Origin of the sequence: Paraburkholderia aspalathi (genome assembly GCF_905220735.1) — a bacterium.
Taxonomy (GTDB): domain Bacteria; phylum Pseudomonadota; class Gammaproteobacteria; order Burkholderiales; family Burkholderiaceae; genus Paraburkholderia; species Paraburkholderia aspalathi.
The window spans coordinates 670,759-686,614 of sequence record NZ_CAJNBA010000002.1 but is presented as its reverse complement, the minus strand read 5'-3'; the positions used below and the strand labels follow the sequence as shown (position 1 = coordinate 686,614).

At 62.0% G+C, this 15,856-nt stretch carries 14 protein-coding genes and 1 pseudogene; 4 read left to right on the top strand and 11 right to left on the bottom strand.

The window, feature by feature from the left end; translation table 11 throughout:
• Window positions 1-14: 14 nt before the first annotated feature.
• Entirely contained in the window at window positions 15-1,616 is a 1,602-nt protein-coding gene (locus tag KHO30_RS13830; RefSeq protein WP_211701300.1) for an ABC transporter ATP-binding protein, read from the bottom strand.
• A 251-nt stretch (window positions 1,617-1,867) separates the two neighbouring features.
• On the opposite strand from KHO30_RS13830, the gene KHO30_RS13825 reads away from it, so the two are divergent.
• A complete protein-coding gene (locus KHO30_RS13825; RefSeq protein WP_012433318.1) occupies window positions 1,868-2,800 on the top strand; it encodes a LysR substrate-binding domain-containing protein in 933 nt (310 codons plus the stop codon).
• A gap of 76 nt (window positions 2,801-2,876) precedes the next feature.
• Here KHO30_RS13825 and KHO30_RS13820 read toward each other — a convergent pair whose 3' ends face one another.
• A complete protein-coding gene (locus tag KHO30_RS13820) occupies window positions 2,877-4,265 on the bottom strand; it encodes an 8-oxoguanine deaminase (RefSeq protein ID WP_211701299.1) in 1,389 nt (462 codons plus the stop codon).
• Window positions 4,266-4,792: 527 nt separating this feature from the next.
• Between KHO30_RS13820 and uraH the strand changes: the two genes are divergently transcribed.
• The 3 genes and pseudogenes from uraH to KHO30_RS13805 all read left to right on the top strand — a co-directional run bounded on the left by uraH (window position 4,793) and on the right by KHO30_RS13805 (window position 6,951).
• Entirely contained in the window at window positions 4,793-5,146 is a 354-nt protein-coding gene (uraH, locus tag KHO30_RS13815; RefSeq protein WP_074283346.1) for a hydroxyisourate hydrolase, read from the top strand.
• Between the two features lie 306 nt (window positions 5,147-5,452).
• Entirely contained in the window at window positions 5,453-6,646 is a 1,194-nt protein-coding gene (locus tag KHO30_RS13810; RefSeq protein WP_211701298.1) for a urate hydroxylase PuuD, read from the top strand.
• 37 nt (window positions 6,647-6,683) lie between these two features.
• Window positions 6,684-6,951 (top strand): annotated as a pseudogene (locus KHO30_RS13805) (helix-turn-helix transcriptional regulator).
• A 123-nt stretch (window positions 6,952-7,074) separates the two neighbouring features.
• Here KHO30_RS13805 and KHO30_RS13800 read toward each other — a convergent pair.
• From KHO30_RS13800 to tadA, 9 genes are all read right to left on the bottom strand, one after another.
• Entirely contained in the window at window positions 7,075-7,587 is a 513-nt protein-coding gene (locus tag KHO30_RS13800; RefSeq protein WP_211701297.1) for an ureidoglycolate lyase, read from the bottom strand.
• On the bottom strand, window positions 7,584-8,597 hold the full coding sequence (gene alc / locus KHO30_RS13795) for an allantoicase (RefSeq protein ID WP_093639817.1): 1,014 nt from the start codon (window positions 8,595-8,597) through the stop codon (window positions 7,584-7,586). The genes KHO30_RS13800 and alc overlap by 4 nt, the downstream gene beginning before the upstream one ends.
• A 73-nt stretch (window positions 8,598-8,670) precedes the next feature.
• A complete protein-coding gene (gene uraD, locus KHO30_RS13790; protein WP_093639820.1) occupies window positions 8,671-9,192 on the bottom strand; it encodes a 2-oxo-4-hydroxy-4-carboxy-5-ureidoimidazoline decarboxylase in 522 nt (173 codons plus the stop codon).
• Window positions 9,189-10,139, bottom strand: a complete 951-nt coding sequence (puuE, locus tag KHO30_RS13785) for an allantoinase PuuE (protein WP_093639823.1) — start codon at window positions 10,137-10,139, stop codon at window positions 9,189-9,191. The genes uraD and puuE overlap by 4 nt, the downstream gene beginning before the upstream one ends.
• 241 nt (window positions 10,140-10,380) lie before the next feature.
• Window positions 10,381-11,247, bottom strand: coding sequence for an aspartate/glutamate racemase family protein (locus KHO30_RS13780; RefSeq protein WP_093639826.1), 867 nt, complete (start codon window positions 11,245-11,247; stop codon window positions 10,381-10,383).
• A gap of 24 nt (window positions 11,248-11,271) precedes the next feature.
• A complete protein-coding gene (locus tag KHO30_RS13775) occupies window positions 11,272-12,753 on the bottom strand; it encodes an NCS1 family nucleobase:cation symporter-1 (RefSeq protein WP_211701296.1) in 1,482 nt (493 codons plus the stop codon).
• A 336-nt stretch (window positions 12,754-13,089) separates the two neighbouring features.
• A complete protein-coding gene (locus KHO30_RS13770) occupies window positions 13,090-13,830 on the bottom strand; it encodes a GntR family transcriptional regulator (protein WP_054035315.1) in 741 nt (246 codons plus the stop codon).
• A gap of 315 nt (window positions 13,831-14,145) precedes the next feature.
• Window positions 14,146-15,072 (bottom strand): muramoyltetrapeptide carboxypeptidase, encoded by a 927-nt coding sequence (gene ldcA, locus KHO30_RS13765; RefSeq protein ID WP_093639831.1) that lies wholly within the window; start codon window positions 15,070-15,072, stop codon window positions 14,146-14,148.
• Window positions 15,073-15,099: 27 nt separating this feature from the next.
• The gene (gene tadA, locus KHO30_RS13760) at window positions 15,100-15,789 is read right to left on the bottom strand and encodes a tRNA adenosine(34) deaminase TadA (protein ID WP_244864030.1); all 690 of its coding nucleotides are present in this window, start codon (window positions 15,787-15,789) and stop codon (window positions 15,100-15,102) included.
• Window positions 15,790-15,856 lie beyond the last annotated feature (67 nt).

Genomic DNA, 15,856 nt, shown 5'->3' with positions numbered 1-15,856 from the left:
GCGCATCGATCCGTTCAGGCATGCGCCGGCTGTTCCGCCGACGGCGCCGCGCCCTCGCGGTCGCCGAACAGGCCCGCCATCCAGCGGCCGATTTCCTCGGCATTGGTCGCCCCCGTGGCACGCACCGGCGAGAGTCTGCCACCGGCCAGCACCGCGATGCGATCGCAGATGTCGAACAACTCCTCCAGTTCTTCGGAGATCACCAGAATCGCCACGCCGCGGGCTGACAAGTCGAGCAACTGCTGACGAATGAACGCCGCCGCGCCAACGTCGACACCCCAGGTCGGCTGTGCGACCACCAGCACCTTGGGCGCCTGCAGAATCTCGCGGCCCATGATGTATTTCTGCAGATTGCCGCCGGAGAGGCTTTGTGCCAACGCTTCCGAGCCGCCGCAACGCACGTCGAAGGCTTCGATACAACGCTTGGCGAAGGCGCGCATCGCGCCCGCCTTGATCCAGCCAGAATTCACCATCTGCTGACGATGCGCCGTGAGCAGCGCGTTTTCCGACAAGGTCATCGCCGGCACTGCGCCGCGGCCGAGACGCTCTTCCGGCACGAAACCAAAACCAAGCGCACGCCGGCCGCCTGCGCCGAGGCGCCCTGCCGCCTTGCCGCAGATCGTGACCGCATCGGCGCGCACGCCGCGCTTTTCGCCGGAGAGCGCCGACAGCAATTCGGCCTGGCCGTTGCCCGACACACCCGCAATGCCGAAGATCTCACCCGCATGCACGCCGAACGACACGTTATTGAGCGACGTGCCGAACGGATCGTCGCTTTCCACCGACAACTGCTTCACGTCGAGCAGCACCGCACCCGGCGTGTGTTCACGGCGCGTGTAATCCGGCAGCGAATGGCCGACCATCAACTGCGCGAGCGACGCATGCGTTTCTTCTTTCGGCTTCACGTGACCGGTCACGCGGCCGCCGCGCATCACCGTGGCGGTGTCGCACAGCTCCTGGATTTCGTCGAGCTTGTGGCTGATATAGAGGATGCTGCAACCTTCCGCCGCGAGACGCCGCAGCGTCTCGAAGAGCTTGCGGACCGCTTGCGGCGTGAGCACCGAAGTCGGTTCGTCCATGATCAGGAGACGCGGATTCTGCAGCAGGCAGCGCACAATCTCGACGCGCTGCCGCTCGCCCACCGTCAGGCTATGCACATGACGTTGCGGGTCGATGTCGAGACCGTAGTCGGCGGAGACTTCGCGGATCCGTTTAGAGAGCGTTTTCAGATCGAAGGGTTCGTCGAGCGCGAGCGCGATGTTTTCGCCGACCGTGAGCGTCTCGAACAGCGAAAAATGCTGGAACACCATGCCGATGCCGAGCTTGCGCGCCGCCGCTGGGCTCGCGATCTCGACCGGCTGGCCTTCCCATTGGATCTCGCCGGCGTCGGGCCGCACCGCACCGTAGATGATTTTCATCAACGTGCTTTTGCCGGCGCCGTTTTCGCCGAGCACGGCATGGATTTCGCCCGGCGCGACGATCAACGTGACGTCGTCGTTGGCGCGTACGGCCGGGTACTGTTTGGTGATGCCCTGAAGCATCAACCGGGGCGCCGCCTGTTCCGGCCTGTTTGCCGGCTGCGCGGCGGCGCCGTCGCTATAAGAAGAGTCGCTCATGTGATTCCGTAGTACGTCAGAGACCGCCGGTTGCAGCGCGTCCGCCCGCCCTGTCAGCAGACGATCCGTCACCACAACCGGATGACAATACCTAAATCGACCGGCTCAGTCGAGCCGTCAAAATTCCCCGCAAACCCCCGTCGCAGCGTGCTCTGCGGGTATCCCACTCTTGACGTGGCTTTGTGTTCATATTAAAAGCCATATACACCCACGCCCGCTCGATCAGCCAGAACATATATTTCGGAGAAGTCATGAGTCAGCAACGCGAGGCGATCGATACGTATCTATTACGCGTCTTGCACACCCTGTTGATGGAACGCAGCGTCACGCGCGCAGCCGTCAAACTGAATCAATCGCAACCCGCCATCAGCGCGGCCCTGCGCCGTTTGCGCGACATCACCGGCGACCCGCTGCTGGTGCGCGGCAAATCCGGCATGGTGCCGACCGAGTACGGCCTGCGCCTCCTCGAACCGGTGCAAAACGCGCTGCGCGAAATCGAACGCATCAAGTTCCAGCAGCACAACTTCGATCCCGCCACGTCCATTCGTTGCTACCGGATCGGCTGCCCGGACTACCTGAACGTGCTGTTCGTGCCGACGGTGGTGGAACGCTTTCGTCAGGCCGCGCCGAATGCGACCCTCGAGTTTCACTCGCTCGGGCCGGCGTTCGACTACGAACTCGCGCTCGAGGACGGCAAGCTCGACATCGTGGTCGGCAACTGGCCGGAACCGCCGGAGCAATTGCACCTGTCGAACCTGTTCGTCGATCAGATCGTCTGCCTGATGAGCAATGCGCATCCGTTCGCCAAACGCGGCGGCTTGACGCTCGACCAGTACCTGAATGCGCCGCATCTTGCGCCTACTCCTTACTCGGTGGGCCAACGCGGCGCGATCGACGTGCATCTCGCGCGCGAGCGGTTAAAGCGTCACGTGGTCGTCACGTTGCCGTACTTCAATCTGGCGCCTTACGTGCTGATCAAGTCCGATCTGATCTTCACGACGACGCGCCTGTTTGCCGACTACTACGCCAAGTTCCTGCCGCTGACCGTGGTGCCCGCACCGCTCGATTTCCCGCCGATGCAGTACTACCAGCTGTGGCACGAACGCGTGCATTACTCCGACGAAGTGCGCTGGCTGCGCAGTCTGGTTGCCGAGGCCACCAAGACGTTGATCGACAAGCCTTGATCTTTTTTCCGCGCTCTATCGGCATCTTTGCGGATGCCGATAGAGCTGCTTCTTCTACTTCGCCCTTACTCCGTCATCAGGCGGCCGCTTCGTAAAGCGTCTTCGCCAACCGGTTGTGCTGCTCGATGACCGGTCCGAGTTCCAGCGTCGTCAACTGACCATTCTTCACCACCACCTTGCCGCCGATCACGCTATGGCTCACCTGCGACGGCGCGCAGAACACCAGTGCTGCGACCGGATCGTGCAACGCGCCCGCAAACAGCGGCTGACGCAGATCGAAGGACACGAAATCCGCTGCCATGCCCGGCGCCAGTGCGCCGATGTCGTCGCGGTTCAGCACCTTCGCGCCGCCTAGCGTCGCAATCTCCAACGCTTCACGCGCGGTCATCGCGTCCGGTCCGAAGCCGACTCGCTGCAACAACAGCGCCTGGCGCACTTCGGCGACCATATGCGCGCCGTCGTTCGAGGCCGAACCGTCGACGCCCAGACCCACCGGCACACCGGCGAGGCGCATCCGCTTGACCGGCGCAATTCCCGACGCCAACCGCATATTCGAGCACGGGCAATGTGCAACGCCGGTACCTGTACGAGCAAACAGCTCGATGCCCGCATCGTCGAGTTGCACACAGTGCGCATGCCATACGTCGTGGCCGACCCAGCCGAGGTCTTCCGCATACTCGGCCGGCGTCATGCCGAACTTCTCGCGGCTATACGCGATGTCGTTGACGTTCTCCGCCAGGTGCGTATGCAGCGACACACCGTAATGCCGCGCCATCACCGCCGATTCGCGCATCAGATCGCGACTCACCGAGAACGGCGAGCACGGCGCGACCACGACCCGCAACATCGCGTAGCGCCCCTCGTCGTTGTACGTCTCGATCAGCCGCTGCGTGTCCTTCAGGATGTCCGCTTCACGCTCGACCACCGAATCCGGCGGCAAACCGCCGTCCTTCTGCCCCACACTCATGCTGCCGCGTGCCGCATGAAAACGCATGCCGATCCGTTGCGCCGCGACGATGCTGTCGTCGAGGCGGCTGCCGTTCGGGTAGATATACAAATGATCGCTCGAGGTCGTGCAACCGGACAGCAACAGCTCGGCCATCGCCGTCAAGGTCGAGACTTCGATCATCTCCGGTCTGAGGTTCGCCCACACCTTGTAAAGGTTGGTCAGCCAGCCGAATAGCTCGGCGTTCTGCGCGGCCGGAATCGCGCGCGTCAGGCTCTGATACATATGGTGGTGCGTGTTCACCAGCCCTGGAATCACCAGGTGGCCGCGCATGTCCAGCACTTCGTCGGCCGTTTGCGGCAATTCCGCCGTCGGTCCGACCGCGACGATTCGGTTGTCCTCGATATACATGCCGCCGTCGCGCAGTTCGCGCCGGGCGCCGTCCATCGTGACCAGCACGTCCGCGTGCTTCACCAACATCGTTTTCTTCGGCTTGATAGCCGCCTGCTCCATCGTCATTCGTTTCTCCGCGTCATTGCTTCCGTGCAAAGCCGTTCGAACGCGATGTGACGGCACGCCAACCGTGCCGCCGCGTCCCGTCGAACGCCGTTGGCCCGGTTACCCAGCGTGTTTCCGCCGTCTTCGGGGTGTGCCGCGCTTCGCTTGTGTTTGCTGCGGCGCACAGGTGTAACCTTCGACGGTCAAAATAATGCTGACAACTCACGCCGGTGCGATACCCAACCTCACGCAGCCGATATAGTGGGCCTTTTTTGGCGCCGGTACGATCCGCCGGTGGATGAAATGCATGGCAATAGTCGAACAAATCGACTCAAATTGGCTTTCAACAGGCTGTCTGTCATGCGCCAGGTATTATCTTTCCTATCTCGCGCGCGCTGACGTGAACATCCTTTTTACAATGGCTGCCACGGCGCTCGCTTCAATTCGCCGACGGGTATGTAGCCACTGACGTGGAGCCTCGATCCGCCGCAACGTATTCTGGATCGGGCCGCCGCCGAAACCTCGCATTCACATAAGGAAAATTGCGAATGGGAAAGCTCACTACCCACGTGCTCGACACCGCGAACGGCCGTCCCGGCGCGGGCATCAAGGTCGAACTCTTCGCGCTCTCCGGCGACACCCGCCGCGCGCTCAAAACCACCACCACCAATGACGACGGCCGCTGCGACCAGCCGCTGCTCGAAGGCGACGCATTGGTCCCGGGCGAATACGAACTCGTGTTCGGCGCCGGCGACTACTTTGCATCGATCGGCACGAAGGTGCCGGAGCCGCGTTTTGTCGATCGCGTCGTGTTGCGCTTCGGCGTGGCCGATGCCGGTGCGCACTATCACGTGCCGCTACTGGTGTCGCCGTGGTCGTACAGCACCTATCGGGGCAGCTGAGCTGAACTGAGCGTATCGATAGGCGTTGGAGGAAGACGAGGTTGAAGTCGCGCGGTATTTGCGAGCGCGCCCGATTGCACTGTGCGGATCTTTGGAGACACCCGCGAAGCGCAATCGAACGCGAGCGACTCGACCCGAAGTTCCAATAAAAAACGGCGCTGTGCGAACTGAGCGCACCGCGTCTCTCACCCCGCAGTCTGCGCAGCGACACCGTGCATGCCGACGACCCGTCAGCCGGGTCACCGAAGGCGTAACCAGGGCACAAGCGTCGTTGCGCGTACAACGAATCAGAAGTGGAGGAGTTTCATGGAAGGCTTTATCACCGACTGGCTGAACCTGGCATTGCGCTGGTTCCACGTCATCGTCGCCATCGCGTGGATCGGCGAATCGTTCTATTTCGTCGCGCTCGACAACAGCCTGAAACCGCCTACGGACCCGAATCAGCGCAAGCGCGGCGTGTTCGGCGAGCTGTGGCACGTGCACGGCGGCGGCTTCTACAACATGCAGAAGTACACCGTCGCACCGCCGGAAATGCCGGACGACCTGCACTGGTCCAAGTGGCCGTCGTACACCACGTGGCTGTCGGGCGCGAGCCTCTTCACGGTGCTGTATCTGCTCTCCCCGTCCACGTACCTGATCGACAAGAACGTGCTCGACATGGGCCCGGTGGTCGCGGTTGCTTCGGCACTCGGCTTCCTCGCTGCAGGCTGGATCGTGTATGACTCGCTGTGCCGCCTGCTCGATAACAAAGACAAAGTGCTCGGCATCTGCGTCGGCATTTATGTGGTGATCGCGGCGTACCTGGCGTGCCATATCTTCGCGGGCCGTGCGGCTTACCTGATCATGGGCGCGATGCTGGCAACGATCATGTCGGCGAACGTGTTCTTCGTGATCATCCCGGGTCAGCGCAAGATGGTTGCCGCGATGCTCAAGGGCGAAACGCCGAACCCGATCTACGGCAAGCGCGGCAAGCAACGTTCGGTGCATAACACGTATTTCACGCTGCCGGTGGTGTTCGCGATGCTGTCGAATCACTACGCGATGACGTACACGAATCAGTACAACTGGATCGTGTTGCTGATGATCATGCTGGCCGGCGCGCTGATTCGCCAGTTCTTCGTGATGCGTCACCGTGGCCAGGTGCTGTGGTACTTGCCGCTGGTGGGTATCGTGCTGATGTTCGCCGCCCTCTTCTCGACGATGCCCAAGCCGGTCGTGCCGCAAGCACAAGCTGCGAATGCGCCGAGCATCAAGGTGGCCGATATCGCGCCGGTGCTGCAACAACGCTGCGTGGCATGCCACTCCGCCCATCCGACGATGATGGGCAGCGCCCCAGCTGGCGTGTTGCTGGATACGCCGGACGAGATCTCGCAGAACGCGCAGCGGATCTACCAGCAGGCCGTGACCTTGAAGGCGATGCCGCTGGGCAACGTCACGCACATGACCGACGACGAGCGGATGAAGATCGCCGCGTGGTTCGAAGGCGGTGCGGTGAAGTAAGGCGCTGGCCGGGTGTTGCACCCGGCTTTGCAAAACCTTGGCAGAACATGAAGCGGGCTTTTCGCGTGAGCGGGAAGCCCGCTTTTTTGTTGATCGTTCTCAAGAGGAACTGGCGCGCCGCGCGGGCGTCGCTCGTACCACCGTCGCGCGTATGGAAACGCTGGCCAAAAAACGATATGAGCGTGTCGGTGCTGGTGCGCCTGCTCGAAGCGGCCGGCTATGACCTCAAGTTCGTCGCCCACGGTCACGGGCGAACGCTCGAAGATATTCTGGCTGAACAACGCATGCCGGACGCGGACTCATGAGACTCGATGTACGAGATTGCGCCCCGCAGTGCGATAGTCCGCAAATGAAAAAAGCCCACAGCATGCGCGCTGTGGGCTTTTTTATAACCAACTTACTCAACGTACGACGCTAAGGCAACGACCTCAAACGGTCACCGCACTCAACGCATCTTCGGTAAGCCAGAGCGACTCGGCCAGATCCTGTTCGTTCAGGTTCAGTCCATCTCCGCCACGATCGACGACGATAAAGTCGCTCACGTCGCCCAATGCGATCAATGGATGGTGCCAGACACCCTTCGCGTAGTTCACACCCTGCCAGCCGCTCGTCACGAACGCACGAATCTGCTTCGGGTCCAACTCGCCAGCCGGCGCCACGACGACCAGATACGGCTTGTCGTTCAGCGGCACGAAGGCCTGGCTGCCCAGCGGATGACGTTCGAGCATCTTCACTTCGAACGGCAACGTGCGCGGCTGACCCCGAAACAGGTTCACCAGCGTGCGGCCGTTCTCGTCGGCCACGTCCACCTTCGCGAGATCGTGATAGCGGATCGTGGTGCCGAGGTTGATCGGAATCTGCTTCGCGCCTTCGAGTTCGATCACGTCGCCGAATGCGGCGAACGCTTCCTTCGTCAACGGTTCGATCGCCAGCGTTTTCATGATGCGAGCGTGCCCCACAGACGCAGACGCGACACGCCGCCGTCCGGAATGATGTTGAAGCGCACGTGCGTGACTGGACCCAATGCAGCGATTTCGCTTTCGAAATAGTGCTGGTTGTCCATCTTCAGCTTCTGCTCGCCCAGCAGCACCGGCCAGAACATGGCTTGTGTAATCAGCGAGCTGTCCGTACCGCCCGTCACATATGCGGCCTGGATCGAGCAACGGTCCGGATAGTTGCCCTTGAAGTGAGCCGTATCGACTTCGATCTTTTTGATCACGCCCGGTTGCGCCAGCGCGACGATCGCCCAGTCGTTGCCCGGTTCACGGCGGCGGCGCGTTTCCCAGCCGTCGCCCATGTTCACGCCACGGCCCGGCATCAGAATCGTCGATGCAGCGCCGAAGTGCTGGTTGTTCGCCGCGACCAGATACGCGCCGTTTTCCATCGCGGCCAGATCGAACTGCTCCGTGCGGCTCGCGCCTGCCCAGTCGACTTGCGGCTGGCCATACACACGCAGACGCGCAATACCGCCGTCCGGGTAGATGTTCACGCGCAGGTGTGTATAAGCGTTCGCGTCGCTGACTTCGTGATAGTGGTGGCTGTTGCCTTGCAGCGTGGTGGACGGGACGATTTCGGTCCATTGCGTGGACTGGTTCGGCACGCCGTCCACGACGCGCGCAGCCTCAACCGAAGCCGCCGGCGGGAAGTTGCCCGTGAAGTGGCTGGTGTCGAGGTCGAGACCCTTGATCACGCCCGGACGCGCGAGCTTCACGACGCACCAGTCGTAACCGTTGGCGCGCTTGCGGCGCGTTTCCCAGCCGTCCATCCACTTGCCGTTGTCGTCGTACTTGCCCGGAATGAAGACGGCCGGTTCCGGATTCAGCATGCGTTCCTTCGGTGCGAAGAAATCGTCGCTGGCCTCGAGCGCCTGCGCGCCCAGACGCGGGTCCGCCAGGTTCACATAGCGGCGCGTGAATTCCGGTGCGTTGGGGTCGAGAATCGGGAGTGCCATCTTTGTCTTCCTTAATGTTTGTTGGTACTGAAAAAACGTTTCGGTTCGAGGTCCGCGACGCGTAGTTGAAACCTTACGCGTCGATCAGGTCGTCGAGCCGGAAACGTGCGATGCGGTAGATCTGATCGAGGCTCGCGCGCAATTCGTCGGCGCGGCTGTTGTTCACGCGCGCCTCGAAGTTCGCGATGATGCCGTGGCGGTCGTAACCGCGCACCGCGAGGATGAACGGAAAGCCGAACTTCTCGCGATAGGCGCTGTTCAATGCCAGCAGCCTGTCGAATTCTTCCTGCGTGCACTGGGCAAGGCCCGCGCCGCTCTGCTCACGCGTGGATTCGGCCGTCAGTTCGCCGCGCACCGCAGCCTTGCCGGCGAGCTCCGGGTGGGCATTGATCAACGCCAGTTGCTTCTCTTCACCGGCCGTCTCGACGATGTTCGACATCTTGCTATGCAGTTCGTCGATGCTGACAAACGGCCGCTGGAGCGCGGCAATTTCCGCCACCCACGGCGAGTGCTCGAAAATGCCCGACAGCGCTGCGACGAACGCGTCGGTCGAGGTGCTGTTGAGTTGATCCAGAGTGTATTGCATCGCCTTCATGCCGCTGCCCCGCGGTTGTTTTGTTGGTAAGGGTGATGTTCGCGCCAGTGACGCGCGATATCGACGCGCCGCGTCACCCACACGCGATCATGCTGTTCGATATGGTCGAGGAAACGTTGCAGCGCGCGGAAGCGACCCGGGCGGCCGAGCAGACGGCAGTGCATGCCGATCGACAGCATCTTCGGTGCTTCGTCGCCTTCTTCGTACAGCACGTCGAATGCGTCGCGCAGGTACGTGAAGAAATGGTCCGCGGTGTTGAAGCCTTGCGGGCTTGCAAAGCGCATGTCGTTGGTGTCGAGCGTGTACGGCACGATCAGTTGCGGGGTCTTGGCGCCCCCCGTCACGTCGACGTCCATCCAGAACGGCAGATCGTCGCCGTAGTAATCCGAGTCGTACAGGAAGCCGCCGTATTCGGCGACCAGCCGGCGCGTGTTGGGACTGTCGCGGCCGGTGTACCAGCCAAGCGGCCGCTCGCCGGTGATGCGCTCGATCGCTTCCATGCCGAGGCGCATGTGCTCCGCCTCTTTTTCCGGCGACACGTCCTGATAGTGGATCCAGCGATAGCCGTGACAAGCGATCTCGTGACCGAGCTCGACGAAAGCGCGGCCCAGGTCAGGATGCCGTTCGATCGCCATGCCGACGCCGAACACCGTGAGCGGCAGGCCGCGCTTTTCGAATTCGCGCAGGATGCGCCACACGCCTGCCCGCGAGCCGTATTCGTAGATCGACTCCATGCTCATGTGACGGGACGGATACGAGGCCGCGCCGACGATCTCCGACAGAAACTGCTCCGAGCCCGGATCGCCGTGCAGCACGCAGTTTTCGCCGCCCTCTTCGTAGTTCAGGACGAATTGCACCGCGACGCGCGCTCGACCCGGCCAGTTCGCCTGCACCGGGTGGCGGCCGTAGCCGATCAGATCGCGTGGATAGTTCGAGTCGAGTGGCATGGTTTGACGAAAGCGTGGAGACGGACCGTAAAATTCGCGCGGCACTCGCGTGACATGCACGAGGGTTTGCGTGCGTTTGCCTGCTGTTGTTGCTTCGCAAGCAGGCCGGCGCGGGCGGAAACAACCCTGAAAAAGCGGCACCAGAAGCAACAATAAAATAGCCTTCGGGTACCAGCGCCGAGTGGGACCAGTGTAGCGAAAACACCCGGGTGCGCCCATACACCCGGGCAGATAGTGCGTGTCAGACTGGATGTATGTGCGAAGCCGGCCCCACCGGGCGTTCCGTGGTGTTTACCCGCAGTAAACCACCCGAATTTGCACTTTCCGTGGCGCTTGCGGCCGAACCGCGCGGTGGCTGCGGATTTGGGTCCGCATCGGTCGGACTGAAGGCTTCCAGTGCGCCGTCGTAACGCTTGGCCAGCGGCCGCGCATAGTCGCCCCGCTTGGCTGTCGAAAGCCGCAGCGCGACCAGCGCCTCGGTCCATTTGACCGCCGCGGTCACGCCCTCGATCACCGGCGCGCCCAGCGCATCTTCGATCTCCGCGCACAATTCGGCCATGCCGGCGCAACCGAGCACGATTGCGTCCGAGCCGTCCTCCTCCAGCGCGCGCCGGCACTCGTCGAGGATGATGCGGCGCGCCGCCGAGCCTGGCTTGTCGAGATCGAGCACCGCGACGTCGGTCGCGCGGACGTTGCGGCAAAAGCGCTTCATGCCGTAGCGCTCGGCGAGATGCCACGCCATGCCGCACGTGCGCGCCAGCGTGGTCACCACCGAAAACCCGGGCGCCAGCACGCTTGCGGCGTGCATCGCCGCTTCGGCGATGCCGATCACCGGACCGCGCGCCAACTCGCGTGCCGCGTATAAACCGGGGTCGCCGAAGCAGGCGATCACATACCCGTCGCAACCCTCACGTTCGCCGGCGATGACCTCGGCCAGCAAACCAGGGGTCGCCAGAGCCTCGTCGTAGTAACCTTCGATTGATGGCGGCCCCATTGTCGGATTGACCGCAATCACTTCGGTGCCGGGTGCGGCGACATCACGCGCGCAGCGGCCCATCGCTTCGGTCATGCGTTGCGTCGTATTCGGATTGATCAGTTTGATGCGCATAGCGACTCCTGTTGCGGCACTGACTCAGCGAGCCAGCATGCGATAGAACACAGCACCCAATCCAGCTCCGATGAACCACGAGAAATTGGCCAGCCCGTCGAGCGTCGGCACCATCACGCAGATCACGGCGATGACCGCAGCCGGCAACAAGGCGGCCACCGCGCGGTAGTTGACACCGTTTTTGTACCAGTACGAACCGCTCGGCGAGACCGAGTAAAGATCATCGAGTACGATCTTTTGACGCTTCACGAGGAAATAATCGACGATCAGGACACCATACAGCGGTCCAATGAAGCTGCCCAGTACGTCGAGCGTATAGTGAATCACGGCCGGATTGTTAAACAGGTTCCACGGCGTGATGAAAATCGACGCCACCGCCGCGAGCATGCCGCCCGCACGCCAGCTGATCAAACGCGGCGCGACATTCGAGAAGTCGAAGGCCGGCGACACGAAGTTAGCAACGATGTTAATGCCGATGGTCGCAATCGTGAAGGTCAATGCACCGAGAATCACCGCGGTCGGATAGTCGATACGACCCACCGTTTCGACCGGGTCCGTGATCAGTTGGCCAAACACCGGCAGCGTCGCCGCGGTTGTAACCACCGTCACCAGCGAGAAGGCGAGGAAGTTGACCGGCAAGCCCCAGAAATTACCGCGGCGCACGCTGCGAAAACTCTTGGCATAGCGGGAGAAGTCGCCGAAATTCAGCATCGGTCCGGAGAAGTACGAGACCACCAGCGAGGTTGCCGTGATCATCACCGGCACCACTTCCATTCCATGATATTTGACACCGCCCAGGTTGATGCCGATGTTTCGCCATCCTGCGCGATACACCATGTAGCCCGCGAGAATGAACATCACCACATAGACCGCGGGACCTGCGAAGTCGATGAACTTCTTGATGGTCTCCATGCCGTGCCAGAACACCAGTGCCTGAAGAACCCACAGCAACATGAAACCGGCCCAGCCCAAGGTGGAAAGGCCCATGAAACCATGGTGATGCAGATCCGCGTACGGCAACAGTTGCGGGACGAATTTCAGCACCACAATTACCAGTGCGCTCGAAGCCAAATAAGTTTGGATTCCGTACCATGCCACCGCAATCAAGCCGCGAATCACCGCAGGAATATTCGCGCCAAGCACGCCGAACGTTGCGCGGCAGGCCACCGGATAAGGCACGCCGTTCGCCTGACTCGGTTTGGCAATCAGGTTGCAGAGCAGGTTGACAATCGTAATGCCGACCAGCAGCGCGATCAGCACCTGCCAGCTCGTCAGCCCAAGCGCGAACAGACTGCCCGCGAACACATAGCCGCCTACGCTGTGCACGTCCGACATCCAGAACGCGAAGATGTTGTACGCACCCCAGGTCTGATGACGCAGCGGCGCCAGATCCTCGTTGTACAGCCTCTCGCTGTAGCCTGCTGGCATCGACGGATCGCTGGGTGCGCCGCCGTCTGCGTAAGTGGGGATTGCGGGATTGCCGGGCGCTGCACTGAACTGAGCCATGATTCCTCCTTGGGATAGGGACCATCGATAGCGAATCGAAGGACGTTGCATCGGCCATGCCAGCGACCCTTTTCTCCCCGATTGGAAAACGGGAGCTTCGAGCCAACTGATTAACCGTGCCGCGGATGTCTCCGTACTTGATGTACTTGTGGTTATCGCACCGCCTGTCGCCGCGAATTCCCGGCGATGCGTTACTACTCCAAGGCTGTCATCCCGTGACGGCCACGCGTGCGCAAGCCGGCAGCGCTCACGCAAAGCCGCCTTGCAACGCCTGATTCGGTTCAGTTCAATTCAGTGCGGCGCGCACCAGCAACGGGCGCACACCGGCCGCTTGCCTCAGCCTGGCGCGGACTTGGGTCTAGCTGCTTCCTTCGACGCGCCGCCAAGGGCGCCAAACACTTCATGCAGATCGGCCGCGCCACGTGCGGGGCGCTCCAGCATCTTCAACTCGACGCTTTGCAAATGGCGCGACATCAATGCCGCCGCCTCTTTGGCATCGCCGGCGTCGAGCGCGGCGAGAATCGCTTCATGATCTTCGAACGAGCAAGGGCTGCGTCCGAGCGACTCGTACAGTGCCGAAATCAGCGTGGAGCGCGCCACCAGTCCGTTCAGGCAGTCGCACAGCACAGCGTTGCCGGTGAGCCCGGCCAATTCGGTATGGAACTCGCCCGAGAGGCGAATCCACGCCGGAAAATCACGTGTTTCGAACGCTTTGCGTTCACGGCCGATCATGCTGCCGATGCTCTTCAAACGGCGCAGGCCATGACCGCCGCAAATCTTTTCAACCACGGCCAGTTCGATGATCCGGCGCATTTCGAACACTTCATGCACTTCCTGCAGCGACGGGCTGGCAACAAACGCACCTCGATTCGGTTCGAGGTCGACGAGGTGGTCGGTGGCCAGTTGCGCGAGCGCCTGCCGGATCGGGCCGCGCTTCACGCCGAATACTTCGCATAACTGCGCTTCTGTCAGCTTGGCGCCAGGCGCTAACCGATGCTCGAGGATCGCGGCGCGGATGCGCTCGGCGATCGTTTCGGCTTTCGGACCATTCGCGGCGGCGGAATCTGTGTCGGACATGATGTGCGTCTCGGTATGGTTGTCATCATAGGATGGACATAAAGATTGTCAACAATTTTTGTCTTGAATTTCGACAATCTGGACGCCCGGACCATCGCGTGGCCTGGCGAATAGCCCGCACAGGCCTTACTCAGCTTCACTACCAGTTTAATTAATGTATGGGATGGTCGTCTATTGGAGACGGTTTTTGTCAACAAAGTGAGGGACCTCCATGGGGCCGTTCTGTTGAGAGTCGCCCTGAATAATTGACCGTTAGTTGCGTTGTAGGCTCAAAAAGAAAGCGGGCAAACGCCCGCTTCCCTACTCCGCGCCGTTTCAGGCAAGGGTCGGATAGCCCGATAGTGACAGTTTGAACCCATGCGCATTGGCGACGAGGTGCGCGTCCGCGCCGACAGGCAGCGTCAGCATGTTGGGAACATGGCCGAATTGCAGACCGGTAATGACCGGAATCCCGATTACCGAGCGCACCTGCTCGATCATTGCGTGCAGATCGTAGCCATTGTCGTACTCGTACGATTTGCCGCCGGAGAAATCGCCGAGCACAAGCGCCTGCTGTTGCGCGAGGATGCCCGAGAGATGCAATTGATAAAGCATCCGCTCGAGCCGGAACGGCTGCTCGTTGATGTCTTCGAGGAACAGAATGCCGCCCTGCACCGGCGGCATGTACGGTGTGCCGATCAGAGATGTCACCACCGCCAGATTGCCGCCCCACAACATGCCCGTCACATCGGCAGTCTGTGCTTGCGGCACATTGCTCGTCACCGTCATGGTCGGCCGGGTAAGCGCGGACCAGAAGTGCTGCATGGTGAACTCGCTCAGATCTTCCGCACCGAAGTCGCTCATCAGCATCGGGCCGCCGAAAGTTTTCAAACCGGCGCGTGCCAGCAAAGCAAGCTGCACCGCGGTGAAATCGCTATGCCCCACCAGCGCGACCGGCTGATCGGTCAGCCGCCGTTGCAGCCCTTCGTAGTCGAGTCCATGAAGGATGCGCGCTGCGCCATAGCCGCCACGCACGGCGAGCACGATGTCGGGCAACGCACGCGAGGGGTCCGCCAGCCGGTTCAGATCGGCGGCACGCTCGCCGTCGGTGCCGGCGAAGCGCTGGTAACGGCGCTTCGTCGCCTCCACACCTTCGACGCGATGCCCCTGCGCATGCAGTCGGTGCAACGCGCGATGCAACACCTCGGCATCATGCGGATATCCGGACGGCGCGATCAACTCAATGGTGCGATGGACGGTCATTGGCAAGACCTGTTGGACGTTGTTGTTTTAAAGCGGCTCAGGCGGCCCCGGTTCGTTGCCTGCTTCGGCGCGTGCGTCGATGCCTGCGTCTGGATGGGCTTCAGCGTGTGCTTCGCTGCATGCTGTGGTGTGCGTTTCGGTGTGCGCGTCCGGGCGTGCTTCGCCGCTTGCAACGACGTGCGCTTCGCCCCGTGCCGCCGCGCGTGCTTCCCGGCTTGCGCGCCGCCGCTCGGCGAAGAACGATTTCAGCGCTGCACCGCATTCGGTTTCGAGCACGCCGCCAGTCACCGTGGTGTGGTGGTTCAACTGCGGATTCGCAAATGCGTCGACGACACTGCCGCACGCGCCGGTTTTCGGATCGCGCGCCCCGAACACAACGCGTGCGATCCGCGCGTGCATGATCGCACCGGCGCACATCAGGCAAGGCTCCAACGTCACATAGAGCTCGCAGCCCGGCAGACGATAGTTTTCGACAGCTTGCGCGGCTGCGCGCAAGGCGATCATTTCCGCATGCGCCGACGGGTCGTGCGCACCGATCGGATGATTGAATCCTTTGGCGATGACTTCGTCGCCCCGCACGAGCACCGCGCCGACCGGCACTTCGCCCGCCGCGCGAGCCTCTTCGGCAGCGGCCTGGGCGAGCGCCATGAAGCGACGATCACGCTCCGACACAGACGGTGCGGGTGATTCGCAAGATGTGGGGGTATCGATCAGCATCGTGGCGGCCGCCGCGGGCGCTGGCGCATCGGAATCAACGGCCCCGGCGTGGCCAGCCGGCAGTGTT

Bases quoted from the DNA above. Each gene is read 5' to 3' on its own strand.
- KHO30_RS13830 (WP_211701300.1), bottom strand. From the start codon at position 1,616: ATGAGCGACTCTTCTTATAGCGACGGCGCCGCCGCGCAGCCGGCAAAC.
- KHO30_RS13825 (WP_012433318.1), top strand. From the start codon at position 1,868: ATGAGTCAGCAACGCGAGGCGATCGATACGTATCTATTACGCGTCTTG.
- KHO30_RS13820 (WP_211701299.1), bottom strand. From the start codon at position 4,265: ATGACGATGGAGCAGGCGGCTATCAAGCCGAAGAAAACGATGTTGGTG.
- uraH (WP_074283346.1), top strand. From the start codon at position 4,793: ATGGGAAAGCTCACTACCCACGTGCTCGACACCGCGAACGGCCGTCCC.
- KHO30_RS13810 (WP_211701298.1), top strand. From the start codon at position 5,453: ATGGAAGGCTTTATCACCGACTGGCTGAACCTGGCATTGCGCTGGTTC.
- KHO30_RS13800 (WP_211701297.1), bottom strand. From the start codon at position 7,587: ATGAAAACGCTGGCGATCGAACCGTTGACGAAGGAAGCGTTCGCCGCA.
- alc (WP_093639817.1), bottom strand. From the start codon at position 8,597: ATGGCACTCCCGATTCTCGACCCCAACGCACCGGAATTCACGCGCCGC.
- uraD (WP_093639820.1), bottom strand. From the start codon at position 9,192: ATGAAGGCGATGCAATACACTCTGGATCAACTCAACAGCACCTCGACC.
- puuE (WP_093639823.1), bottom strand. From the start codon at position 10,139: ATGCCACTCGACTCGAACTATCCACGCGATCTGATCGGCTACGGCCGC.
- KHO30_RS13780 (WP_093639826.1), bottom strand. From the start codon at position 11,247: ATGCGCATCAAACTGATCAATCCGAATACGACGCAACGCATGACCGAA.
- KHO30_RS13775 (WP_211701296.1), bottom strand. From the start codon at position 12,753: ATGGCTCAGTTCAGTGCAGCGCCCGGCAATCCCGCAATCCCCACTTAC.
- KHO30_RS13770 (WP_054035315.1), bottom strand. From the start codon at position 13,830: ATGTCCGACACAGATTCCGCCGCCGCGAATGGTCCGAAAGCCGAAACG.
- ldcA (WP_093639831.1), bottom strand. From the start codon at position 15,072: ATGACCGTCCATCGCACCATTGAGTTGATCGCGCCGTCCGGATATCCG.
- tadA (WP_244864030.1), bottom strand. From the start codon at position 15,789: ATGCTGATCGATACCCCCACATCTTGCGAATCACCCGCACCGTCTGTG.